The following is a 23,294-nucleotide window of genomic DNA, read 5'->3' as shown; positions in this document are numbered from 1 at the left end:
CGTACCGATTGCCATGCGTCCGCACACAGTCGCGGTTCTGGCGTCGGTACTGCTGACCGCCCCTGCGGTTCACGGCACGACCCGGCGTGCCGTTTGGAGCGATCTGCCGACGGCAGTACAACGACACCTGGCCGCCCAGGGGATCGAGACCTCGGACTTTTCATCGACTCTCGAGCGCATCGAGAAAGAAACGGTTAACCGTCTGCGTGACGGAGATTGGGAAGCGCTCGTTTACTACGCGCTCCAGGCCCGGAGCTTCACCTCACTGCCCGCGATCGAGCCTGCGCTGAGCGCGAAGATGCACCATGAGCAGCGCGCCGTGCCGGCGGACGCACAAGCGCGCCTCGACGCCCTCGCGGACGTGCTGCGGGAGAAACGGGGACTGCCCTCGTTTTCTCATCGTCAGGAAGTGAAAACGAGGGCTGTCCCCGTTTCTCCTGACGAGCGCCTTGAATATTTCCGCGATCTGGTCGCCGGCGACCCACGCGTCAGCGTACGAGGTCTTGCTCCCGTGCTGGCCGCAGAGTACGAGCGCGTGATGCGGTTCCTGTACGACAAGGAGTTTGCCGCCGCGCGCGAGAAGAGAGACGTCGCGACCGATGCCGGCGCCTCGCTCTACCAGCAACGGGGATACAGCACCGACACGGGAGTCGAGGCAGGTTACGCCGTCCGTCAGGCGCTTGGCGTGATCCAGTCGCTCAATCCATCCGCACGCCTTCGACGGGTCCTGGTCGTGGGACCGGGTCTGACACTCGCATCCCGCACTGGACTGGTCGATGAGATTCCGCCCCAGAGCTATCAACCTTACGGAGTGCTCGACGACCTGCTCTCGCTCGATCTCGCCACTGTGTCTGAGGTCACAATCGACTGCGTCGACATCAACCCGCGCGTCGTGTCGCACATCGAGCGGCTACGGACCACCCAGCAGGCGCCCGCACTCGAGCTGCTATCGGCCGTTCCCGATCAGTCGAGCGCGCCGCTGACGCCTGAATACCGCACCTACTTCGGTCGGTGGGGTCGCGCCATAGGCTCGCCAGTGCGCGCGTCCACGCCACCACTGAAGCGGCTGCCTGCGCATCTCCATCGATCCATCCGGCTCTCGCCGGACGCCCGTGCCCGCGTCCATGCGGCGCGCGGCAATATCATCACGGACCGTCTGGAGGGGCCACCATATGAGCTCGTCATCGCCACCAACCTCCTGACGTACTTCGACGAAGTGGAATTGCTGTTGGGACTGGCGAATGTGGCGGGAATAGTCGCGCCGGGCGGCCACTTCGTGCACAACGAGACACGTGAGACGTTGATCGAGGTTGCCGATCAGATCGGCCTCCCCATCGTTCACACGCGCACGGTCGTCTTCACGCAACCCACGTCCAGCGCCGAGCCCCTCTACGACCGCATCTGGATCCACCAGCGTTCGACACGCAAGGGGCTCGCGAGCACGGCGCGTTCGGCGAACGCGCCCTACCACGGACGACGATAGGTCGCCTCGCCGAGGCCACGGACGACGGTAGGGGCCGCCTCGCGAGGCGGCCGTTCAGCGATACAACTGGAGATTGTCGATCTCAATCCAGGCCGATGAGCCGGGCTGTCGAGCAAGCTCGAACGTAATCGCCGTGAGATCCTTCCCGGTCCAAGGCACACGCACGCCAGAGCGCGGCTGGGAGACGGAGGCGAAATGAATCGCCACCGGTATCCACTTCGAGGACGCAGCGAAGCTGGATTCGTGGTACACCTCGTCGCGGACGTTGCGCGTCTCGAGCAGCACGCGATAGCGTCCCTCACCACGTGCCTCGAAGCGAATGCCGCGGAATCGGCTCACATCCACCGGCCAGAGGCCGGCCGCGCTGAGCGGCACCGACACCGTGGCAAACGGCTCCTTCGTGTCGCTCATGGTCGCCGTGACACGAAGCGCCCGGCCTCCCCCTCTCGCCACGTGCGTCATGTCCACGCGAGTCGCGTGCGCGCCAGACTCTGTCTCGTCAATCCAGTACGTGCCGCGCGACGTCTGACCGTCGCGCCCCTCGAAGTCGTCGATGAGCGGACTCGTGATCGAGACGACGGGCAGCGGCGTGGGCGCCTCACTCGTCATCAGCCGCTCGAGCGCGCCACGATCTACGGCTTGCCCGTCGAGAAAGACCTGCGCGATCTGCTCGATGGCCGTGATGTCGGCCACTGGGTCACCATCGACGAGCAGGAGATCCGCACGCTTGCCCGACGAAATGAACCCGCGGTCATGCTCGACGCCAAGCGCCCAGGCGCTATTCCCCGTCGCAGCCGTGAGCGCCTCGAGCGGGGTCAGCCCGCCTTCGACGAGCAGCTGCACCTCATGAAGCGTCGACCAGCCGTGCGGGGTTCCCCCGACGCCGGCGTCCGTCCCAACAGCAAAGCGAACGCCCTGCTCGCGAAGCTTGGCAACGTTGTCGATGAGCACCTGCCATCGCTTCTCGCGTGGCGCGAGCTCGGCAGCGTTACCCGCAGGCGACGGCGCACCGTTGCCTTGACCAGACGCTAGGTTGGTGGCGGTCGATTCGAGTCGTTCCCGGGTGGCCGGCTCTACCAGATGCCACAACAACTGCGTCCAGCGATCGCGGCTGCGCAGCTCGTACACGCTGAGCGTGGGGGCGTAGGTCATATTGCGCTGGCGAAGACCGTTCGCCAGCCGCGTGTCCGCCACCTCGTCTCCAATGCCGTGGCCAATTACCGCCACGCCCGCATCGGCCGCAACACGCGCACCTTGAGCCGTGACCGTATGCGTGAGCACGCGCAAGCCATGTTTGCGCCCTTGGTAGGTCAGTGCTTCGAGGGTGTCGAGATCCATGCTCGCGAGATCCGGATTCGTCCCGTAACGCCAGCCGTCGGCAAACACCTTGAGGAGGTCCGGCCGGAACCGTGCAACGCGGTCGACCGCGGCCTGTGCTTCCTCCGGCGTGGACACGCGCTGTGTGTGCGCGGATGGCCATCCGCCCTCGGTGCCGTGTCCGCCCGGCACCGCCAAACGGGCCGCCAACGCGACGCGCGGACCGTGGACATCGGCTGATGCCAGAAGGTCTCGCACCGCCGCAAAGTGTGTCGGGCTCGTGCCCAGCTCTGCGATCGTGGTCACGCCGCAGTAGAGATACGCTGCCAAGTGCTTGCTCAGATCCGTCGTCAGCCGACCCACGCCGCGCCCGAAGAGATGCACGTGCAAGTCGAACAGGCCAGGGAGCACCGTCTTGCCGCGCCCGTCGATCACGCGGACGCCGTCCGGCACTTCCACGTCGGGACTGGCCTGCGCGATGCGCCCGTCGCGCACGAGAATCGTGCCCTCGAACGGCTCGTTACCCGACCCGTCGACGATCTGGGCGCCGACAATCGCGAACGTGGCGGACGGCTGGGCCAAGGGTGACCCGCTCAGCCCGACAAGCAGCGCCAACAGACTCACAGCACTGCACGATCGTTGTCGGGCTGACGGCCGTGTGTTTCGCATTTGGTTCCTTTGTCCCTTGGCCCTTGCCCGTTGCCCGTTGCCGCTCTATTTGCGGATCGCCAGGGTGGCAGCGACCGGATAGTGATCCGAAGCCATCGCCGTCACGTTGTTGACGGCCACGCTGGCCGAGCGAACCGTCAGGTCCGGGGACACGAGCACATAGTCGATGCGGCGATCTGGCGGAGCGTCTGGCCGCGCCGGGATCGTGAAGCCGTCCCCCTCGCCCGCCGCGACCCATACGTCCGTGAGCAGTGCGAGGAGCGGCGGCAGTGACGGCTCGGTCGGAACGGCGTTCAGGTCGCCGACGACCACCACCGGCTGCTCTGCCATCGCGACACGGTCAGCAATGGTTTCGACCTGTACGATCCGATCGTCGAGACTGTTGTGCTGCAGGTGTGTGCCATAGAAATGGAGTGGCACGTGTCCCACATTGATGCGCGCCTCGAGAAGGCCGCGCTGCTCGTTGGCCGGGTCCGTGCGTGGCAGCAGTGTGTTCTGGCACCCTTGAATCGGCCACACGCTCAGGATGGCGGTGCCATATTGGTGCGGCACGTTCGCGTGACCATCCGCGGGGTGATCGAGGTTGGCGCCGTAGCACGAATGCATGCGCAGCATGTGGGCCAGCGCACGTGGCTGGTCGACGTCGCCGCTGCGCGCCCAGAAGCGATCCACCTCCTGCAAGCCCACGATGTTCGCATCGAGCGACCGAATCACGTGCGCGATGCGCCCCAGGTTGAGGTTGCAGTCCGCGTTCGGAGGCTGTCCCGGCTCGGCCGGCGGCGTCGTGCAGTCCTCGTTTCCGCTGCCGTGATGGATATTGTAGGTCGCGACGGCGAGGCCACGCTCGCGCCGGTGGCGCTCCGGCTGCGCCTGAAGGACCGCTGCCATGAGCACCGCCGATGAAACGACTGCCGTTATCGCTCTCGCTTGCCACATGCTCTCCTCCTTCCCAGTGTGCCTGATTCTGCCACAGTCGGACATATGATCGTCATGGCTCGCGACGGAGCGATGATGGAACGGAGGACATATGGAGGATTTCGAGAAGCTCGGCGCGTTCTATCTTGGCCGCCCTTATGACCTGTCTGCCAAGAAGCGGGAGGAGGCTCCGCTGCTGTACGACTCCCGGGACCTCGTCACGCATGCGGTCTGTGTCGGCATGACCGGCAGCGGCAAGACCGGCCTATGCACCGTCTTAATCGAAGAGGCCCTCATCGATGGTGTGCCAGCAATCGTGATCGATCCGAAAGGTGACCTCGGCAACCTCCTCCTATCGTTCCCCGACCTCGCGCCCGAGAGCTTCCAACCTTGGGTGAACGAAGACGAGGCACGCAAGCTAGGGGTGTCGGCCGAGGAGCTCGCGGCGCGCGAGGCCGAGCGCTGGAAGACGGGCCTGGCCGAATGGGGGCAGAGCGCCTCTCGGATCAAGCGCCTCCGCGATGCGACGGAGATCGCGCTCTACACGCCCGGCAGCACGGCCGGCTTACCGGTGAACATCCTCCAGTCCTTTGGCGCGCCCCCACAGGAAATCCGAGATGATAGCGACCTCTTCCAGGAGCGGGTCACGACGACGGCAACCAGCGTGCTGGGGCTCGTGGGGCTGGCCGTCGATCCGTTGAAGAGTCGCGAGCACATCCTCGTGGCGAAGATCCTCGAGGCGCTCTGGTCGGACGCCGTGGACGCGAGCCTCCCGGTCCTTATCCAGCACGTGCAAAAGCCGCCATTCGATCGCGTTGGTGCGCTCCGCGTGGACGACTTCTATCCCGAGAACGATCGCTTCGCGCTCGCGACCGTCTTGAACAATCTCCTCGCGGCGCCCGGATTCGACGCCTGGCTCTCGGGCGATCCGCTCGACGTGAGCGCCCTCCTGCGATCCTCGTCTGGCAAGGCACGCTGCGCCATCTTTTCCATCGCGCATCTGAACGACAGCGAGCGGATGTTCTTCGTGTCGCTGCTGTTGAACGAAGTGCTGGCCTGGGCGCGCAGCCAGTCGGGCACGACGAGCCTGCGGGCGCTGCTCTACATGGATGAGATCTTTGGATTCTTTCCGCCCGTGGCCAATCCGCCAAGCAAGGAGCCGCTCCTCCTGCTGCTGAAGCAGGCACGCGCCTACGGATTGGGCGTGGTCTTGGCGACGCAGAATCCAGTTGATCTGGATTACAAAGGGCTCGCCAACACCGGCACCTGGCTCATTGGACGCTTGCAAACCGAGCGCGACAAGGCACGCGTGATGGATGGCCTCGAGGGCGTCTCCGCGACGGCCGGCGGCGCCTTCGATCGGCAGGCCATGGAACAGCTGATCGCGGGGCTGGGAAAACGTCTCTTTCTCCTGCACAACGTGCACGACGATGAGCTCGTGATCTTCGAGTCGCGGTGGGCCCTCTCGTATCTGTGCGGGCCACTGACACGCGCGCAGATCAAACGGCTGACGCCCGGCTCCGGGTCCGATGCGCCCACCAAGGGTGGGCCGGAAGCGTCGCCTGTTTCGAGAGCGGCGCCGGGCGTGCCCCGTGCACCAGCCACGAGCGCGCAGCCGGTTGGTCCAGTGTTGCCGCCCGAAATCGTTCAACACTTCTTGCCCACGGAGACGCTCGCTGGTGAGTCCCAAAGCGACACGCCGACGACAGGACCGATGACATATCAGCCCATGGTGCTTGGCGCTGCCAACCTCCACTTCGTCGACGCGCGAAAAGGTGTCGACGTCACACGACCCGTCGTGGCCCTGACGCCCATCACCACCGAAGCGGTGCCGGTCGATTGGGCGCGTGCGACGCTGGTCGATCTCAGCACCGGCGAGCTGGAGTCATCACCGCAGGATGGTGCACACTTTGCCGATCTGCCGTCGGCGGCGGGCAAACCAGCAAGCTACGGCAGGTGGGGCAAAGCGTTCGCAAGATGGGCCTACAGCAGTCAGACGATCGAGCTGTTCAAGCATCCAGAGACGGGTCAGCTGTCGAAGCCCGGTGAATCGGAACGCGATTTCCGCGCGCGGGTCGACCAATCGGGACGCGAAGCCCGGGACGAGCTAGTCGAGAAGTTGCGGGAGAAGTACGCGCCCAAACAGGCGTCGCTTGAGGAGCGCCTGCGCCGCGCGGAGCAGCGGCTCGACAAGGAGCAGCAGGACGTGAGCCAGTCTGGTATCCAGACCGCAGTCTCCGTGGGTGCGACGATCCTGGGTGCGATGCTCGGTCGAAAACGTTTGAGCGTGCGCACCCTCGGCCGAGCGGCAACCGCGGCGCGCGGAGCGGGCCGCGTGCGGCGCGAACGGGACGACGTCGCGCGCGCCTCGGAGAATGTGGAGGCCATTCGACAGCAGATTGCCGATCTCGAGGGGCGGTTGAAGGCGGACCTCACCAAGCTCGATGCGAGAGCACGCGCCACGGGCGACCTCCAGACGCTTGCGGTGCGTCCGCGCAAGGCGGACATCGAGGTCACCTTGGTCGCTCTCGCGTGGGTGCCCGCCACGTCCGCCTGACGTCGTCGTGCTCACAAACACGTAGTAGCGAGGGGGGGTCTTTAGACCCCTCGTTCGGTGCTGTCGCGCCGCGGCCCGCACGACAAACACTCGAGGATTATCAAGGTGGCGTGATCTTCGGCGGTGACGCCCCAGCCTCCGTCTTCTGTGCGTCTATCCGCTCTTTGATGTCGCGATACTTCTCGAGCGCGGCGCGTGCGTCGGTAGGCCTCTTGCTGCGTTGATACGCCTGCGCGAGCTGATAGTAGAGACTGCCATCCTCGTCGGTCGAGAGCGCCGCCTCGAGATGTGGAATCGCGGCGGCCGCCTCTCCCTTCAGCATGAGCGCGCGGCCGAGCGCCGCCTGCGCCTCGACGGGGGCCGCTACGGCATCGACGGCACGTTCGAGATAGGGTATTGCGCGGTCCACCTGTTGCGCGTCGAGCAACGCGCTGCCGTAGAGGAATATTAGCTCGGGGTCGTCAGACGCTACGGCGAGCAGTTTTTCAGCGACGGGCAGCACGGCTTCATGATCCCGCGCCAGGTGGAGCGCCATCGCCAGCTCCCGTTCGAGGCTCGGATCGTCTGGCGCGAGCACGAGCGCGGCGCGAAGCTCCTCGACCGCGTCCAGCGATCGATTTTGATCGGCGGCAATGCGAGCGCGGACCGCATGGAGCTCGACGGATGGCGGCAGTCTCTCGAGCCGCGCAAAGGCCTGCGTCGCCAGTTGATTGAGCGCGCGCGTCCGCCAATACGACGCCTCCGCCGTCCGCTCCCCATTCGTCAGCCGTACCGCCTGTGTCAGCTCCCCTTTCAGGAACGCGCAGGCCGCACGCTTGCGCCCGCAATCTGGCGCCATCTTGCGGGCGTTGGCACGCTCGCTGGCCGCCCAGTCGGCCTGGCCGCTTGCTGCGTAGATGTCTGCGATCGCCTCATGGACGCCGGGAAGCTCCGGCAACGCCTTCTGTGCCTCGCGGTAGAGCGCGAACGCCTGCGGCAGCTTGCGAGTCGCGACCATCACCTCCGCAACGATCAACGACACGTAGGGTGAGCCTGGTGCGATCTCCTGCAGCTCTCCGAAGCTGCGACGCGCGCCGCCCTCGTAGCTGCGGCCGAGCCCTGCCCAGCCGCTCGGAGACTGCGGCGCCACCTCTGTGAGCCGCTCGAACCGTTCCGCCGCCTCGTCGAACCGCTCGATCTGCAGTAGAGCCTCACCGAGCGCTTGGGCAGCTTGCGTGTTGTCGTGCTGTTCTGCGACGACCTTTTCGAGCGGGGCCACTGCCCGCTCAGGCTCTCCGAGATCGAGGTAGACCGTGCCGAGGAAGAGCTGCGCGGGGAGCAGCGACGGATCCAGTTGCGCCGCGCGTTCGAGAGCGGGCAACGCTGCCCGGGGCTGGCCCGCCATGGCTCGCGCCATGCCCAGGTTCATGTGGAGTCCTGCCTCGTCTGGATGCGCAACCAGGATCTCCTCGTAGAGCTTGGCGGCCTCTTCGAACCGACCCGAGCTCATCGCCTCCTTGGCACGGCCGGCAAGCTCGACGATCCGTTCCTCTCGCACCGCTTGCTGACCAGGCAAAACATCAGCGTGCGGCGGAGGTCCTAGCACGAGCAATGGGAGCAATGCGAGCAGGAGCACGCTGAACATTGGGTCATTCTAGAGCAGCAAGATGCGTCAGGCCGGCGGGCCCCCTTTGACGTCTCTAATCTTTATAATCGTACTAGTGGTTCTATCTGCCCGCATTGTGGTTTCGCTGCTATTGCTCCTGCTGACGGCGGCAAGCGCACGCCCGCAAGAACCGGTCGCCAGCGACCTCTTGGACCGGCCGGTCAACGTCGATGCACCGCTGCCGGACACGGAGTGGTTACGCGAGCAGGTGCATGCCCGCCTCAAGACAGACGAGGAGCTCCTTCGGCAATACACGTATCGCGAGCGGCGGCGCGACATCAAGGTGAGCAAGCTCGGCAAGGTATCGCTGGGGCCCCTCCGCGAGTTCGAGGTCTATCCATCGCCAATCTCTGGTGAGACCTACAAACGGCTGGTCGCCGTCGACGGGAAACCACTCGATCCTGCTGTCGTCGCGCAACAGGATCAGGAGCACCGCGACGATCTGATCGAGCGCCGTGAGAAGCTGGAACAGGAGACACCGGACGAGCGTGCCGAGCGCCTCGAGAAACGAGCCAAGGAGCGACAAGAGGAGCAGGAGCGGCTCGAGGATGGCTTCCGGGTGTTCGACGTTCAACTGATCGGCCGAGACATCCTCGACGGGCGTCAGATGATCGTCGCAGAGCTCACCCCCAAGCCCGACGCGGACCCGAAGACGCGCATCGGGAAGACCATGAAGGAGATGCACGGGCGTGCCTGGGTCAATGAGCAGGACTTCGAGATCGCACAGGTGGCAATCGAGGTCATCGATGACGTCAAGATCGGATGGGGGATCGTCGGCCGCCTCCATGCGGGCAGCGAGCTCACGTTTCAGCGCAAGAAAGTCAACGACGAGATCTGGCTTCCCTCACTCATGCACGTGAAGATGTCCGGCCGCACGCTCCTTTTCAGGAAGTTCGGCTTCCATACGACCACCGAATATTCCGACTATCGCAAGTTCTCCGTCGAAACGGACGTGCGGGTGGCGACACCGCGAGGCCACGACGATCACCCATAACACCCGAGAGGGCGCGGTAAACGCCTTCCACTAACGCATCGTCGAGTGTCGGAGCGGCAACGGCTTCGCCTTCCCGCGCAGCCGCATGTTCAGAAACTCGACCAACAGCGAAAAAGCCATGGCGAAGTAGATGTACCCCTTGCTGACGTGCTGCCCGAATCCTTCGACCACGAGCATCATGCCGATCAACAGGAGGAATGCCAACGCCAGCATCTTGATGGTGGGGTGCCGGTGGACGAAGTCGCTGACGGCACCCGCAAAGGCGAGCATCACACCGGCCGCTGCGAGCACGGCAATGACCATGAGCGGCACGTGCGGCGTCATCCCGACGGCGGTAATCACGGAGTCGAGCGAGAACACGATGTCGATCAGCATGATCTGGAAGACGACGCCGGCCAGCGCGGAGCCACCACGAACAGTGCTCCCGTGGTCGTCGCCGCCTTCGAGCTTGTCGTGGATCTCGTAGGTGCTCTTGCCAATGAGAAACAGGCCGCCCCCGACGAGGATGAGCTGCTTCCCCGATAGGCTCACGCCCGCCAGGGTGAACAACGGGCGGGTCAGTGTCATGACCCACGAGATGCCGAACAGGAGGAGGATGCGCGAGATGACAGCCATCCCAATGCCGAGGCGCCGCGCGCGCGGCTGCTCCGCGGCTGGTAACCGGCCCGCGAGGATGGCAATGAAGATGATGTTGTCGATGCCGAGAACGATCTCGAGCGCCACGAGCGTGACCAGCGTGATGAGGCTCGCCATACTGACGAGATCAGCACTGGCCGGAGTCGCGGCTTGCTCGGTCAGCCCGAGCGCAATGGTGCCTGTCGACCAAATGAGATCGAGCACGGTATGTCTCTATCCCCGTGCGCGCTTCCGGGCCGTGGGGCGTGCGGCCACCGGCTTCGGGAGCTCCGCTTTGGCGGTTCGCTTCCGCGTATCGCTCACTTGATTGAGGCTCCGGCGTAGCGCATCCATGAGGTTCACGACTTTCTGCGGAGCCTCCTCGGGCGGTGCGATGACTTCTTCGCCGGCGACCTTTGCGTCGATGATCCGCCGCAGCTCTTGTTGGTACTCGTCCTTGAACTCTCCGAGATCCAGCTTGGACTCGAACGAGCTGATCACTTGCTGGGCGAGCTTCACCTCCGCCGGATTCGGCTTACCGGGAATGCCTTCGAACTCGTCGATGGCACCCATCTGACGGACCTCGTCTGCGCGCCGGAGCGTGTACATGACGAGGCCACGCTCGCGCGGCGCGACGGCCACGAGGTACTCTCGACCATAGAGTGCGAGCTTGCCGATGCCGACCTTCCCCTTCATCCCCTCGCGCATGACGCCAAACGCTTCGGCCGCCACGGGACCATCCGGTGCGAGGTAGTATGGCTTTTCGAGGTAGACGGGATCGATGTCGCCGAGGTCCGCAAACTGCACGAGGTTGATCACACGCGTGGACGGCGGGCGGACCTTCTCGAGGTCCTCGTCGTTGATGACCACGTAGCGGCCCTTTTCGAACTCGTAGCCGCGGACGATCTCATCCTTCGACACTTCGCGGTCGTGGGTAGGGCACCATTTCTTGTACTGGACGCGCGTCTGGCACTCGTCATGGAGCTGGTTGAAGCTGACGGTGCCGGCGGAGTCCGTGGCTGGGAACACCCGCACCGGGATGTTGACCAGGCTCACCTTGAGAAACCCTTTCCACGTAGGTCGTGCAGCCATTCGGAGGCCCTCCAGTGGCCCTCGCTTCCTCTCGGCCAATGTTAGCTCAAGGTTTACCGGAAAAAGGAACCGGGTACCTTTTCGCCGGCGAAAAGGTACCCGGTTCCTTTTTCAGGCGCCTTTTCCTTACACTCCCATACCAATGCCACCCGTAGCGACACCGTGGCGTGAGGCTCCTTCGCGAGTGCGGCCCATGTTGGCCGTGGCGGGTGAGCTCACCTCCGAGGCAAACCTCTTGGACGACAGAGTCATCTTCGAGCCCAAGTACGATGGCATCCGCGCCATCGTCATGGTCGAGCCGGCTGCGCCCACGCCGCGCGTCGCGATCTATTCCCGCAACGGCAACGAGAAGACCGCGCAGTTCCCCGAGGTGGTGCGCGAGCTTCGTCAGCTCGGCCAGCGCCTCGACAAGCCGGTCATCTTCGACGGCGAGATCGTCGCCCTGGACGAGCGCGACCAGCCGGCCGGATTCGAGCGGCTGCAAGGGCGGATGCACCTCACCGGGACGCGCGAGATCGACGCCCGCGTGCGCGCACAGCCAGCCGCCCTCCTGTTGTTCGACCTCTTGCGCGACGGCGGCGACGACCTTCGCGGGCTCCAGCTCACGACGCGGCGTGCGCGCTTGGACAGGCTGCTCGCCACCGCGACGTCTCCCGTGGTGCGCCTCGGCTCGTATACGGCTGGCGACGGCAGGCGACTCTATCGTGAGGCGGAACAACATGGCCTGGAAGGTCTGATCCTCAAACGCGCCGACTCGCGGTACGAGAGCGGTCGCCGAAGCACCGCATGGCGCAAGATCAAGATTCTTCGTCAGCAGGAAGTCGTGATCGGCGGGTGGACCGAGCCGCGTGGCGCGCGCGTGCACATGGGCGCTTTGCTCATGGGCGTCTGGGTGGACGACCGTCGCCGCGTGCGCGGCAGCAGCGCGCGGGCGGACCAGCCGCTGCTCTTCGTCGGCGCGGTGGGCACAGGGTTCTCCGACACGGAGCTCGGCCGGCTTTCACGTCTCCTCGCCAGCCGCGCGACGGAACACTGTCCGTTCGTCAACGAGCAAGACGCGCCGCCGGGCTCACACTGGGTGAAGCCGGAGATGGTCGTGCAGGTACGGTTCGCGGAATGGACCGACGATCGTAAGCTGCGCCATCCGGTCTACCTTGGAGTGCGTGACGACAAGGCGCCGCACGAGGTCGGCATCGAGCCGTTGCTGGCGCTGCCGCTGCCGCTCGCGACACCCACAGAGCGCCAGATGCCCGAGACCGCGAACGTCGAGCGCACCGCCTCGCGACGCGGCCGGCGCACGGGCGAGAAGACGTCGGGCTCACGGCGGACGCCGCGCGGCCAGAAGCGACCGCCCGCCTTCCGAGTCGATCCCGCGCGAGAGTCGCTCGTCTCTCACCTCCAGGCGCTCGAGGAGTCGCGGCGCGACGGCACGCTCGCCTTGCCCGGCGGCCAGACGCTGGACGTGACGAACCTCGCGAAAGTGTTCTGGCCGCAGGGCAATTTCACCAAAGGCGACCTCCTTCGATACTACGTGCGGATCTCGCCGTGGTTGCTGCCGGTGGTGGACGATCGGCCGCTCGTCATGAAGCGCTTTCCCAACGGCGTGAACGGCAAGGCGTTCTACCAGCAGCGGGCGCCAGACGAGGCGCCGCCTGGCGTGCGGGTGGACGTGCTCGAGGAGCGCTCGGACAAGGGTGTCGAGCGGACGCCGAGATTGGTGGGGGGCACGCTCGAGACGCTGCTCTACATGGCGCAGTTGGCAGCCATCTCGCAGGATCCCTGGTTCTCGCGCGTGAGCTCCCCCGAATCGGCGGATTTTGCCGCGATCGATCTCGACCCCATGCCTGGCGCGTCGTTTGCTGACGTCCTCGACGTCGCGCGCTGGGTGCACGAGGAGCTGGAGAGCATCGGCGTCCCTGGCGTGCCCAAGACCTCCGGCTCGCGCGGCCTGCACATCTATCTGCCGTTACCGCCGGGAACCAGCTATCACACTGGCCAGCTCCTCTGCCGGATCATTGCGACGCTCGTCGCGACGAAGCACCCGAAGCAGGCCACGGTCGAGCGACAGGTCAGCGCGCGGGGTCGCACGGTCTACGTCGACTATCTCCAGAACATCCTCGGCAAGACGCTGGCGTCGGCTTACAGCGTGCGCGCGACGGCGTTTGCCGGCGTCTCGACGCCGCTCGCGTGGGACGAGTTGGATGACGGCGTGGCGCCCGAGGACTTCACGCTGACCACCGTGGAAGCGCGTTTTCGCCGCGTCGGTGATCTGTGGGCATCGCTCAGAACGACCAAGCCCCCCGACATGCGCACCGTGTTGGATCGCTTGGGAAGCCTCTGAAAGCACGGTACAACCCTTGTCAAGCCACCATGCCCTCGTCTCTTCCACCTTTGAACCTTGAACCTCGAACCTCGAACCTCGAACCTCCGACCTTGAACCTCGAACCTCCGACCTCGAACCTCGAACCTCCGACCTCGAACCTCGAACCTCGAACCTCGAACCTTAGAAATACGCCTTGATCCCGAGCTGGACCCTGCGGTTGCCGTCGCGCGTGACGACCTGGCCGAAGTCGGCGTTGCTGAAATCGAGCTCACCGCTACCGAGCTGGAGATTCGGGTGGTTGAAGAGGTTGTAGGCTTCGAACCGCAGCTCGAAGCGACGATCGCCAACAAAGCGGAACTGCTTGAGCAGTGCAGCATCCACGTTCCAGTCACCGGGACCAAAGATGGCGTTGCGCGGCAGCGTCCCGAACAGGTTGTGGTTCGTCCCGCCACCCGGCAGTGCAAACGCTGCCGGATCGAACCACTGGTACCCGCCGTCCTCGAGCTCCGCCTGCGGATACTGGATGTCACCGACCAGGTCCGGCCTATCGCCCGTCACGCCATCGAAGTTCCAATCGGTCCCGAGCGTGACGTTCCGCGGCGCGCCGCTCCGCGCGCGCACGCTGCCGGAAATCTGCCAGCCGCCAAGCAGCGAGGATGCAAGCGTGTGGCGATTGCTGAAGAATGGCAGGTCCCATGCGAAGAAGGCCCGAAACGTGTGGCGCCGCTGGTTCTCGCCGCGCTCCCCCGCGATGTCCAGCGGGTTGGCCGCCTGTTGGTTGCCCTGGCTCGTTGGATCGGCAGCCGCCGTGTCGTAGCCCTTCGCCAGCACGTAGCTCACGCGCGCGGTCACGCCGCCGCCCCGCAACGTCGAGCTGAGCTGCAGTGCGTCGTACCAGAGGCGCGCCGTGGAGCTGATCTCCATGACGCTGGCAAAGTCAGGGATGGGCCGGCGCTCGTTGATGTTCCCCGCTGTGTCGTTGGCGCCTTCGCGGTATTCGGCGACGTTGATCGGGAGGATCTGCGTGAACCTGTGACCGCGGTTGCCGACGTATCCAGCCGTGACGGACACCCCTTCGAACATCTGTCGTTCCACCGAGACGTTCCACTGAAGGCTGTACGGCGTCTCGAAGTCCTCCGCATAACCGGTGGCGGTATACGGAGGTGTCCACGGGAAATTGGCGATGTTCTCGCCCGTCAGCGGCGTGGGTGGTGACGCGTACGTCGGCTCCTGGCTGGTGAGCCACGGATCGCTCAGGCGGCCGCCACTCCCGAACACTTCCGGCCGCCACGGGTTGTTCTCGGCGCTCCAGATGAAGAACTGACTGGGGTTATAGGAGTAGTACCAACCCACGCCTGCCCGGACGGCGGTCCGGCCGTCGCCTTGCACGTCCCACGCGAGACCGAGGCGCGGCGCAAAGTTATTGCGGTCTGGCTCGAAGAATCCACCGTCCAGTCCGGCGTCTCCGGCAAAGGCGAGATTCGTGGGCGCGTTGGGAAATCGGCTCGACTCGTGCCCCATCCGAAAGGCGACCTGCTTGTCATCTTGCTCGTGCGGCTGCAGGTAGATCTCGTACCGGAGGCCTGGCGTCAGCGTCAGACGAGACGTGAGCCGCCACTCGTCCTGGACATATCCGAAGATGTTCCAGTTGACCACGTCGTAGTCGAGGATGCCCGACGCCGAGTAGCTCACGGCCGGGGTCGTCTGCCCCATCATGAAGTCCGCGAACGCGAATGCGAACTGATCGCTTTCCGGTGGCGCGTCGAGCCCCGCCGCGTGCCGCCCGTCGAACTCGAAATACATACGCTCCGTGTCATCGTATTGCCGGATGTTCTGTCGCTGCACTTCCACGCCGAACTTCAGGTTGTGACGGCCGGTGTTCCACGAGAGGCTCGACACAGCCTGGTAGTTTCCTTGGTTGAAGAGGCTCAGAAAGCCGTTGCGTCCATTCGGACCGTTTTCAATAGTGATATGCGGAAGGTATCGGCGCGCCCCATCTTGGCTGATCGGGTAGTTCTGGGCTCCAAAGTCTGCAAGGTTTCTGCCGATGTTCTCGGTGGTGCGGTCGGCATCCAGGCGGGCGACGCTGACACGCGACTCCATGACCAGACGCGGCCCCAGAATCCACGTGTGTCGCAACGCGGAGGTGTATTGTCGCGATTCGTTGAGCTGCGGCCCCCAGGCGGGAATGTTGGTGGTCGCTGACGGGCGGCCGCCGGGATTTGGTATCGTCTGCCTCCCCCATGTCGTGAAGGACGTCAGTTGCAGCGTGTGCGCAGCGCCGAGATGGTGATCGATTTTGGCCAGCAGCTCGTCGTTTCGCGACGGGCCCTCGAAGCTCCAGAAGAGCCGATCGTCGTAGCTCTCGACCGTCGGCATCAGCTCCACCAGTTGCAGCGCGACCGGATCGAGCAGCCGGCTCGGAATCCGATTGCCCGCGAGCGGCTGCCCGGAATCCGGATCGAGCAGTTGCACCGGTACGCTGGAGAAGTCGCCCCGTGCCATTGCGTCCGTCGGAAACCGTGTGCTGTTCTGCTGACCTGAATCGTTGTCGCGAAAGTCCATGAACGATCCGAAGAAGAACGTTTGGTCGCGGCGAATCGGGCCACCCAGGCTCACCGACGTGTTCTTGCGGTCATCGTCTGGACGCGGCTCGTCGTTGCGATTGTTCGCCCACGTGTTGGCGTTGAGCTGCTTGTTCCGAAAGAAGTACGCGCCGGTTCCACGGAACTGCATCTCCGCACTTTGTCCTAGGTAGGGCCGCCGCGCCGAGGCGGCCGTTTCCGTGCCTCAAGGGTTCTAAAATGATTGCAGCCACCGACGCGCTGCGGGCGTAGGGTACTACTCTCGGCGCGACAACCGCGTAACGAACTGCGCTGCAGAATGGAGGGGACAGGAAGGTGTTGGCCGCCACGGCGCGGGCTTACGCTCGTGGTAGGATTAGTAGTTGCTCGTTCGCGCCCGTAGCTCAGTTGGATAGAGCGTCGGCCTTCGAAGCCGCAGGTCGGGGGTTCGAATCCCTCCGGGCGCGCCATCTCGCTTCGCAAGCTGGCTTCGCCCGACGCGTTCGTTGAGTCTGCTTCGCCTTCCGCTCACGCAGACCGAATCCCTCCCTGGGCGCCGAAGCGGCACGGCCGCGAAGGCGGCCGGGCGCGCCAATATTTCGGCCCGCAATTCGGGGTTCTGCCCCCAACATCCTCACATTCGTCTATTTCGCCGTTGGCAACGCATTTGAGATGGGCTCGGTCGCGGCGGGCGCTTCTGATATCAGTCGACCTGACGGGTGAGCGCTTGGATATCGGCCAGATCTTTCGTTCGCCCGGCAGCGCGCTTGTTCTCGATGAGCTCGGTTCGACCGAGGAAGGCGACATCGAGCTCTCCAAAGCGACCGATTTCCCTGCCAGCCCAGGCTTGTTCCCAGGTGAGCCCGCTGATCTCGCTCATGATGTGGATCTGGAGTGGCGGCATGCCCATCTGAATGACGCGGCGAGGATCGATCACGTCTTCTGCGGACAGCGCATCGGTGGGAAAGCCGAATTCGCGAATGGCTGCCATCACACGCAGGCCGTTAGCGAAAGTCGGCCTGACGTAGACGTCGAAATCGCCTGTATACCGTGGTACGCCGTGGAGCGCCATGGCGTAGGCGCCCACGACGAGGTACTCAACGCGATTCACGTTCAATGACCCGCAGAACTCGCTGAAGTCGGACGCCAGTTCCATGACGCTGTCGACGAAGCACCTCAACGGCGGCGACACGTTCGATGGGAGGACGCGTCAACCAGTACTCAAGGTCCAGCTTCCCCACGGCATGCTCTTCGAACGTGATCATGCGTACCACTCGTTCCATGTCAATCCATGCGTGACTTCTTCGACTATTCTAGCCTGTTCCTCCCGGAAGAGCTTGTCCGCGAGTGAACGTCATGTCGCTCGCCCTTCAGAGCGGAGGGCCCATGGGGTCGCTGGAAGGTCTTGCGCGCGTCTGACCAGCGAGGGGCATGCTGAAGCGTCGTTCCCTCCGCAGGCCGCCGGCGTGCCGCGTTCACGGAGCGTTCACACCGCTGTGGTATACGAACGGAGCACACGGTGGAGCGGTAGGAGCGAGCACGGTGACAGAGCGTATTGAATACGACCTCGTCTGCATTGGCAGCGGGCCCGCAGGGCAGCGCGCGGCGATTCAAGCGGCGAAGCTCGGGAAACGGGTCGCGGTCCTCGAGAAGCGGCGACTTGCCGGCGGCGTCTGCGTCGACACCGGCACCATACCGTCGAAGACCTTTCGGGAAGCGGTGCGCCGGGTTTACTCGCGCCCTGGCCTGGAAGGTGTCGAGAAGTCGTACCGGGAACGTGTGCGCCCCACGATGCAGCAGCTGGTCGGTCATGTCGCGTGGGTCATTCAGCGGGAAGTTGGCATGGTCCACGACGTACTGGCGCGCAATGACATTCGCCTCCTGTACGGACGGGCGTCGTTCGAAGATCCGCATACGCTCGTGGTGGATGCGGGGAATGGCCGTCGGCGACTGACAGCCGCCCACATCCTCATTGCGGTGGGCACGGTGCCGAGCAGGCCGCGCGATATCGAAGCGGATGGGCAGACGATCACCACGTCCGATACTGTGCTGAATCTCCATCAGCTCCCGCGCACGATGGCGGTTGTGGGCGCCGGTGTGATCGGGATCGAATACGCCTCGATGTTCGCCGCGCTCGGTGTCCACGTCACCGTGATCGACCAACGGCCGCGACCGCTCGAGTTCCTCGATCACGAGATCGTCGACGAGCTCATCCACCAGATGCGCAAGAGCGACGTGGTCTTTCGCTGCGGCGACGCCGTGGAGCAGATCGAGGTTGCCGGCGGTGCCGAGCGCCAGGGGCTCGTGAGGTTGGCATCCGGCAAGCACCTCGTGGCCGATGTCGTGCTGTTCTCGACCGGACGGCTCGGGGCCACCACAGACCTGAGACTCGAGGCAGCCGGACTGGAAGCCGACCAGCGCGGACGCCTGCAAGTCGACGAGCGGTATCGTACCTCGGTGCCACATATTTGCGCAGCGGGCGACGTCATCGGATTTCCTGGGAATTCCTCCGGGTCCCGCACATGACCGAGGCTCACCAGAGTGTTGGTGACCGTAGTGCCGATATTGGAGCCCATGATCATAGGGACGGCGAGAACAGTTGCTCTGCCTGTTCGCCGGCGGCAACCTTGAAGCCGGTCCCTATGACGCTGACCGCGCTGATGAGCGTGTACACGAGTCCCGAGACCATCAGCCAGCTCAGCGCATTACCGCTGCCAGCCTCGCTCTCGCTCGCCACGCCTTCGTGAGCGACTGTCGCCCCAGCTCCACTCCGAACCATTCCTTGGCTCCACTCCCCCAACGATGGGAAGGTCGAAGGGTAGCGTCGTGATATGTCGCCCCCGTGACGAACAGATGACTTTCCGGGAAACTCAGTGGCCGTGCGGATTCCTCAGGGCACCGCGATCGAGGCCGTCCCCGTGGTTTTCCAGCCCCTGCTCGGCCCGCGGGCCATTTCGGGTACACTCCCGCGCAGATACCTCAGAACGTGTGAGCTGTTACTGATCCGATTTGTTGAGGAGCACTGCCATGGGACATCACATGCGGATAATGGAATACATCGCTCCTCTCGTGCTCTCGGTGTCGCTCGGTGGCGCCGCGCAAGCGCAGCAGGCACCGATTCCGACCGTGTCCGAGCTTCCCGCGGTGCACGCACGTGATGCAGAAGCCCCTGCACGCGAGCAGCAGGAGCCCACCGAGCCGCCGGTCGATGCGACGGAGACCTCGGCCGGTAGTTGGCTCGACCGACCGGTCCGGAACTGGAACAGGCCAGGCGCCGCCCTTCCGAAGCCGACCAAGGGCGAGTACGAGCCCACAATCGACGAGCAATGCAAGGACTCACTGAGGAAGGGCGACGGGCCGGAAGATACGCAGGTCACACAGGCCGGATGGTCGCTGTTCGGATCGCGGCAGACGTACAACGACGTGACGCTCGTCTCCGGCATGTCGGGTGCCGACGGCATGTGTCGTCCTTTCGGCTACCAGGTCTTCATCTTCGTCGGCGGCCAGTTCGCCGGCACGATCGCCCCAGAGCCGATGGCGTCCCGCATGGACGGTGACGCCGGACCTGTCTCGCTCTTCAGCGACGAGACCCTGAGCGTGGAGTTCAGCCGGTACAAAGACACCGACCCGCTGTGCTGTCCGTCGGGTCGCACATCCGTGTCGTACCGGATCGATCGCGAAGGAGCTCACCCGGTGCTCGCGCCTGAGGAGATCACACCGGTCTCGCAGCCATGAGTCCCTGCAGGCACCGGTCGGCACGGGCACCACGAGCGGACACGACCTGAGTGCTACATTTTGCGACCTGCGTGGATAGATCCATGCGCCCTGCCCGATGAGAATGCCGTCGAACCCGGGGATTGGGGCGCACTTCGAATATGATGCTTGCGACCGACCGAGCCAGCCCGCTTCGCAATTCCGGAGACGTCCCCGACCCGAACTCATGCTGATTCCGACCACGGCGTTGTTCCTGGGTATTCTGCACGCATTCGGACCCGACCATCTGGCGGCGGTGAGCACGTTCCTGAGCCACCGTCGCGGACCGAGCGGCGCCCTCGGCGTGAGCCTCGAATGGGGAATCGCCCATATGATGGGCGTGCTGGTTCCCGGAGTGATCTTCGCCGCGTTCCTGGGATCCGTCCCTGATCGGTTCAGCGCCTATGCGGAGCTCATCGTCGGTGTCGTTCTCGTGTACGTCGGCCTCCTGGCCTTGCGAAGGAACTACTTCTCGCGGAACGCGCACCGTCACGGCAGTGCCACGGGGACCGTGGTCCATGCGCACCTCCATACCTCAGACCACCGAAGGAACCGCTACGGGAGACGCGTTGTCGGTCTCACCGGCGTGGTTCACGGACTGGCGGGCGCCGTTCCCGCGCTGGCACTGGTGCCCGTCTCGGGTGCCGGGTCAGCGCTCGAACTGTCCGCCTCCTTGTTCATGTTCGGGCTCGGCGTCATTCTCGCCATGGCAGCCTACTGCATGGTGCTGGGCGGAATGCTGCAGCGGGTTCGCGAGGCGCACCTACTGCGCCTCGTCCAGCCGGCTCTGGGCGGCTTCTCATGCCTGCTAGGCCTGGTCTGGATGCTGCGTACCGGGTTGATTGTCTGAGCGCGGATCTCGACCGCCCCTATGCTGGAGACGAGACGATGTCCATCGCCTACCTCGATTGTGCGAGCGGCGTGAGCGGTGATATGACCCTTGCCGCGCTGGTTGACGCCGGCGCGGATCTGGCAGCGGTTCAAGCCGGTATCGACTCGCTCGGACTGCCAAGCTGCCGGCTCGTGGCGTCGGCGGTCACGAAACGAGGCTTCCGCGCAACGCAGATCACCGTCGAGCACGCTCCGGAGCACGTGCATCGCCACCTGCATCACATCACGGAGATGATCGAGCGCGGTGCCCTGACACCCCGTGCGTCTCAGCTGGCGACCGCGGTCTTCACGCGACTTGCCGAGGCGGAGGCCAAGGTCCACGGCACGACGATCAAGGAGGTCCACTTCCACGAGGTCGGCGCGGTCGACTCGATCGCCGATATCGTCGGGTCCGCGATTGCGTACGACCTCCTCGGCATCGAGCGCCTCGTCGCGGCGCCGGTGCCCACTGGCACGGGGTTTGTGACGATCGCCCACGGCAGATGCTCCATTCCCGCGCCCGCGACGGGCGAGCTCCTGCGCGGGGTCCCGCTCTCGAGCTTCAGCGTCGAAGGCGAGCTGACAACACCCACCGGTGCGGCGCTCGTCACCACGCTCGCAGAGCGGTTCGGTCCGCTGCCGGCGATGACGATTCGGTCGATCGGCTACGGCCCGGGACAGAGCGACTTCGATCACCCGAACATCCTGCGACTGTTCGTGGGCGAAGAGGTCGCGGGCGTCTCTCCGATCGAGCACGATACGATCGTGCTGCTGGAGACCAATCTCGACGACGTGGACGGCGAATCGATCGGCTACTGCGTCGAGCGGCTGTGGGAAGCAGGCGCGCTCGATGTTTGCGCCTCGCCGATTCAGATGAAGAAAGGGCGTCCGGGCGTGTTGTTGGCCGTGCAGGCGAAGCCCGCCGATGCGGATCGTCTGGAAGCGATAATCTTCCGCGACACGATGACGCTCGGTGTGCGGCGGCAAGCGCTGACCCGCCACGTACTGCGGCGGCAGCCGAGCGAGGTCAGTACGGAATGGGGGGCCATTCGCGGTGTGGTCGCGCGGCTCCCGGATGGCTCGGTGCGGTTCGCTCCGGAGTACGAGTCTTGCCGGCAGATTGCGGCCGAACAGCACCTCTCGCTCGCCCGCGTGCGCACGGCCGCCGTTGCGGCGTTCGACGCCGCCGCGGCGGACGTGCCATCGGCTTGATCTCGAGCGCGACATTGCTGCTTCCACGGACGTAGCGAGGGGCCTGGAAGAGGTGCGAAGAATTCCTCGTAGCGCAGGCCCTTCAGGCCTGCAAGCGCCGGAATGGGCAGGCCTAAAGGCCTGCGCTACGGCGATTATTTCTCACACTCTGAAGGCCCCTCGCTATGCGCAAGGAAATGTAGAAACGTCGGCGCGCAAGGAGGTGCAACGATCGATTCCAAACGCCTCGTCGAGCTGCTCCGGGCGGTGCAGAGCGGCCAGTGCTCCGTTGAGCAGGCGCTCGATCGGCTGCGCCTGTTGCCGTTCGAAGACCTCGATTTCGCCACGCTGGACCACCACCGCTCCGTGCGGCAGGGCTTTCCAGAGGTCGTGTTGGGACAGGGCAAGACGACGGACCAGATTGCGCAGATCGCCAGCCGGTTGAGCGAGCAATCGGAGACCGTCCTCATCACGCGGGTGGGGCCCGAGGCGTTCCCGTCGGTTCAGGAGGCCACACCGGCCGCTGTCTACCATCCACTCGCCCGGGCAATCACGATCGACCGACGCGCCGCGCCGGCCGGCCGCACGGGGATTGTCGTGGTGAGCGCGGGAACCGCCGATCTACCCGTGGCTGATGAAGCGGCGATTACCGCTGGCCTCATGGGCAACAACGTGCTCCGGATTACGGATGTGGGCGTCGCCGGCCTGCATCGTCTCTTCGAGCATCTGCCGCGGCTCCTCGGTGCGCGTGTCCTCGTGGTCGTTGCCGGCATGGACGGCGCGCTGCCGAGCGTGATTGGCGGTCTGGTGGCCGTGCCGGTGATTGCCGTTCCCACGAGCGTCGGCTACGGCGCGAGCTTTGGCGGCTTGGCGGCCCTGCTGACGATGCTCAATAGCTGCGCCACCGGAGTCGCCGTGGTCAACATCGACAATGGCTTCGGCGCCGGCTGCTTGGCCGGGATGATGAATCGTGGAGACCGAGATGGATCCTGAGCTGCCTCTCGCCACCGAAGGAAAGCTCGAACGTCTCACTGAGATCCTCAGGGAGCTGGGCTCCGTCGTCGTGGCTTTTTCCGGTGGCGCTGACAGCGTCCTCCTCATGGACCTCGCGCGTGCGGTGCTGGGCGCGAGAGCCCTGGCGGTGATCGGCGCCTCGCCCGCCTACCCGCCATCGGAGATCGCGGACGCCTGCGAGATCGCCGAGCGGCTCGGTGTGTCGCTCAAAATCGTCAACACGGAGCAGATGGCCGATCCGAGCTTTGTCCGAAACGACGCCCGCCGCTGCTATCATTGCCGCATCGAGCTG

The 23,294-nt window shown here is 64.9% G+C and carries 17 protein-coding genes, 1 tRNA gene and 2 pseudogenes (1 of these 20 running past the window's edge); 12 read left to right on the top strand and 8 right to left on the bottom strand.

The window, feature by feature from the left end; genetic code table 11:
• Positions 1-13 precede the first annotated feature (13 nt).
• Complete coding sequence (locus tag GEV06_14955) at positions 14-1,483, top strand: hypothetical protein (GenBank protein ID MPZ19191.1); 1,470 nt, start codon at positions 14-16, stop codon at positions 1,481-1,483.
• 54 nt (positions 1,484-1,537) lie between these two features.
• Here GEV06_14955 and GEV06_14950 read toward each other — a convergent pair whose 3' ends face one another.
• Together GEV06_14950 and GEV06_14945 are read right to left on the bottom strand one after the other, a co-directional pair.
• Positions 1,538-3,469, bottom strand: coding sequence for an amidohydrolase family protein (locus GEV06_14950; protein ID MPZ19190.1), 1,932 nt, complete (start codon positions 3,467-3,469; stop codon positions 1,538-1,540).
• 45 nt (positions 3,470-3,514) lie between these two features.
• The gene (locus tag GEV06_14945) at positions 3,515-4,450 is read right to left on the bottom strand and encodes a metal-dependent hydrolase (GenBank protein ID MPZ19189.1); all 936 of its coding nucleotides are present in this window, start codon (positions 4,448-4,450) and stop codon (positions 3,515-3,517) included.
• Between the two features lie 46 nt (positions 4,451-4,496).
• Between GEV06_14945 and GEV06_14940 the strand changes: the two genes are divergently transcribed.
• Positions 4,497-6,941, top strand: coding sequence for a DUF87 domain-containing protein (locus tag GEV06_14940; GenBank protein MPZ19188.1), 2,445 nt, complete (start codon positions 4,497-4,499; stop codon positions 6,939-6,941).
• A 100-nt stretch (positions 6,942-7,041) separates the two neighbouring features.
• On the opposite strand, the gene GEV06_14935 is transcribed toward GEV06_14940, so the two are convergent.
• Positions 7,042-8,565, bottom strand: coding sequence for a tetratricopeptide repeat protein (locus GEV06_14935; GenBank protein ID MPZ19187.1), 1,524 nt, complete (start codon positions 8,563-8,565; stop codon positions 7,042-7,044).
• Positions 8,566-8,641: 76 nt separating this feature from the next.
• Between GEV06_14935 and GEV06_14930 the strand changes: the two genes are divergently transcribed.
• Positions 8,642-9,580, top strand: a complete 939-nt coding sequence (locus tag GEV06_14930; GenBank protein ID MPZ19186.1) for a hypothetical protein — start codon at positions 8,642-8,644, stop codon at positions 9,578-9,580.
• A 30-nt stretch (positions 9,581-9,610) separates the two neighbouring features.
• On the opposite strand, the gene GEV06_14925 is transcribed toward GEV06_14930, so the two are convergent.
• Positions 9,611-10,333, bottom strand: coding sequence for a TerC family protein (locus GEV06_14925; protein ID MPZ19185.1), 723 nt, complete (start codon positions 10,331-10,333; stop codon positions 9,611-9,613).
• Positions 10,334-10,429: 96 nt separating this feature from the next.
• Entirely contained in the window at positions 10,430-11,287 is an 858-nt protein-coding gene (locus GEV06_14920; protein MPZ19184.1) for a Ku protein, read from the bottom strand.
• Between GEV06_14920 and ligD the strand changes: the two genes are divergently transcribed.
• Both ligD and GEV06_14910 read left to right on the top strand, forming a co-directional pair.
• Positions 11,235-13,628 carry a DNA ligase D gene (gene ligD / locus GEV06_14915; GenBank protein ID MPZ19183.1) on the top strand — a complete coding sequence of 798 codons (2,394 nt, stop codon included), beginning with the start codon at positions 11,235-11,237 and terminating at the stop codon, positions 13,626-13,628. The two genes, GEV06_14920 and ligD, sit on opposite strands and share 53 nt — an antisense overlap.
• A 29-nt stretch (positions 13,629-13,657) precedes the next feature.
• Positions 13,658-13,807 carry a glycosyl transferase gene (locus tag GEV06_14910; protein MPZ19182.1) on the top strand — a complete coding sequence of 50 codons (150 nt, stop codon included), beginning with the start codon at positions 13,658-13,660 and terminating at the stop codon, positions 13,805-13,807.
• Here the strand turns inward: GEV06_14910 and GEV06_14905 are convergent.
• Positions 13,791-16,346 carry a hypothetical protein gene (locus GEV06_14905; GenBank protein ID MPZ19181.1) on the bottom strand — a complete coding sequence of 852 codons (2,556 nt, stop codon included), beginning with the start codon at positions 16,344-16,346 and terminating at the stop codon, positions 13,791-13,793. The genes GEV06_14910 and GEV06_14905 overlap by 17 nt on opposite strands.
• A 221-nt stretch (positions 16,347-16,567) precedes the next feature.
• Between GEV06_14905 and GEV06_14900 the strand changes: the two genes are divergently transcribed.
• Positions 16,568-16,644, top strand: a tRNA-Arg gene (locus tag GEV06_14900).
• 233 nt (positions 16,645-16,877) lie between these two features.
• Here the strand turns inward: GEV06_14900 and GEV06_14895 are convergent.
• Positions 16,878-17,330, bottom strand: a complete 453-nt coding sequence (locus GEV06_14895; GenBank protein ID MPZ19180.1) for a hypothetical protein — start codon at positions 17,328-17,330, stop codon at positions 16,878-16,880.
• 275 nt (positions 17,331-17,605) lie between these two features.
• On the opposite strand from GEV06_14895, the gene GEV06_14890 reads away from it, so the two are divergent.
• The gene (locus tag GEV06_14890) at positions 17,606-18,700 is read left to right on the top strand and encodes an FAD-dependent oxidoreductase (protein MPZ19179.1); all 1,095 of its coding nucleotides are present in this window, start codon (positions 17,606-17,608) and stop codon (positions 18,698-18,700) included.
• On the opposite strand, the pseudogene GEV06_14885 reads toward GEV06_14890, so the two are convergent.
• A pseudogene (locus tag GEV06_14885) lies at positions 18,676-18,869 on the bottom strand (Na/Pi cotransporter family protein). The gene GEV06_14890 and the pseudogene GEV06_14885 overlap by 25 nt on opposite strands.
• A 353-nt stretch (positions 18,870-19,222) precedes the next feature.
• Here GEV06_14885 and GEV06_14880 point away from each other — a divergent pair.
• The 5 genes and pseudogenes from GEV06_14880 to GEV06_14860 all read left to right on the top strand — a co-directional run.
• A complete protein-coding gene (locus tag GEV06_14880) occupies positions 19,223-19,909 on the top strand; it encodes an LppP/LprE family lipoprotein (GenBank protein MPZ19178.1) in 687 nt (228 codons plus the stop codon).
• 205 nt (positions 19,910-20,114) lie between these two features.
• Entirely contained in the window at positions 20,115-20,777 is a 663-nt protein-coding gene (locus GEV06_14875; protein ID MPZ19177.1) for a hypothetical protein, read from the top strand.
• Positions 20,778-20,815: 38 nt separating this feature from the next.
• Complete coding sequence (larC, locus tag GEV06_14870) at positions 20,816-22,009, top strand: nickel pincer cofactor biosynthesis protein LarC (protein MPZ19176.1); 1,194 nt, start codon at positions 20,816-20,818, stop codon at positions 22,007-22,009.
• Positions 22,010-22,111: 102 nt separating this feature from the next.
• Entirely contained in the window at positions 22,112-22,981 is an 870-nt protein-coding gene (larB, locus tag GEV06_14865; protein MPZ19175.1) for a nickel pincer cofactor biosynthesis protein LarB, read from the top strand.
• Positions 22,971-23,294 (top strand): annotated as a pseudogene (locus GEV06_14860) (TIGR00268 family protein) (it continues 240 nt past the right edge of the window). The gene larB and the pseudogene GEV06_14860 overlap by 11 nt, the downstream one beginning before the upstream one ends.

Origin of the sequence: Luteitalea sp. (assembly GCA_009377605.1) — a bacterium.
Taxonomy (GTDB): domain Bacteria; phylum Acidobacteriota; class Vicinamibacteria; order Vicinamibacterales; family Vicinamibacteraceae; genus WHTT01.
This window is presented reverse-complemented; position numbering and strand designations above follow the sequence as displayed.

Excerpts from the sequence above, each read along its gene's own strand:
- GEV06_14955 (MPZ19191.1), top strand. The coding sequence starts at position 14 with ATGCGTCCGCACACAGTCGCGGTTCTGGCGTCGGTACTGCTGACCGCC.
- GEV06_14950 (MPZ19190.1), bottom strand. The coding sequence starts at position 3,469 with ATGCGAAACACACGGCCGTCAGCCCGACAACGATCGTGCAGTGCTGTG.
- GEV06_14945 (MPZ19189.1), bottom strand. The coding sequence starts at position 4,450 with ATGTCCGACTGTGGCAGAATCAGGCACACTGGGAAGGAGGAGAGCATG.
- GEV06_14940 (MPZ19188.1), top strand. The coding sequence starts at position 4,497 with ATGGAGGATTTCGAGAAGCTCGGCGCGTTCTATCTTGGCCGCCCTTAT.
- GEV06_14935 (MPZ19187.1), bottom strand. The coding sequence starts at position 8,565 with ATGTTCAGCGTGCTCCTGCTCGCATTGCTCCCATTGCTCGTGCTAGGA.
- GEV06_14925 (MPZ19185.1), bottom strand. The coding sequence starts at position 10,333 with ATGGCGAGCCTCATCACGCTGGTCACGCTCGTGGCGCTCGAGATCGTT.
- ligD (MPZ19183.1), top strand. The coding sequence starts at position 11,235 with ATGTTGACCAGGCTCACCTTGAGAAACCCTTTCCACGTAGGTCGTGCA.
- GEV06_14920 (MPZ19184.1), bottom strand. The coding sequence starts at position 11,287 with ATGGCTGCACGACCTACGTGGAAAGGGTTTCTCAAGGTGAGCCTGGTC.
- GEV06_14910 (MPZ19182.1), top strand. The coding sequence starts at position 13,658 with ATGCCCTCGTCTCTTCCACCTTTGAACCTTGAACCTCGAACCTCGAAC.
- GEV06_14905 (MPZ19181.1), bottom strand. The coding sequence starts at position 16,346 with ATGCAGTTCCGTGGAACCGGCGCGTACTTCTTTCGGAACAAGCAGCTC.
- GEV06_14895 (MPZ19180.1), bottom strand. The coding sequence starts at position 17,330 with ATGGAACTGGCGTCCGACTTCAGCGAGTTCTGCGGGTCATTGAACGTG.
- GEV06_14890 (MPZ19179.1), top strand. The coding sequence starts at position 17,606 with ATGCTGAAGCGTCGTTCCCTCCGCAGGCCGCCGGCGTGCCGCGTTCAC.
- GEV06_14880 (MPZ19178.1), top strand. The coding sequence starts at position 19,223 with ATGGAATACATCGCTCCTCTCGTGCTCTCGGTGTCGCTCGGTGGCGCC.
- GEV06_14875 (MPZ19177.1), top strand. The coding sequence starts at position 20,115 with ATGCTGATTCCGACCACGGCGTTGTTCCTGGGTATTCTGCACGCATTC.
- larC (MPZ19176.1), top strand. The coding sequence starts at position 20,816 with ATGTCCATCGCCTACCTCGATTGTGCGAGCGGCGTGAGCGGTGATATG.
- larB (MPZ19175.1), top strand. The coding sequence starts at position 22,112 with ATGGGCAGGCCTAAAGGCCTGCGCTACGGCGATTATTTCTCACACTCT.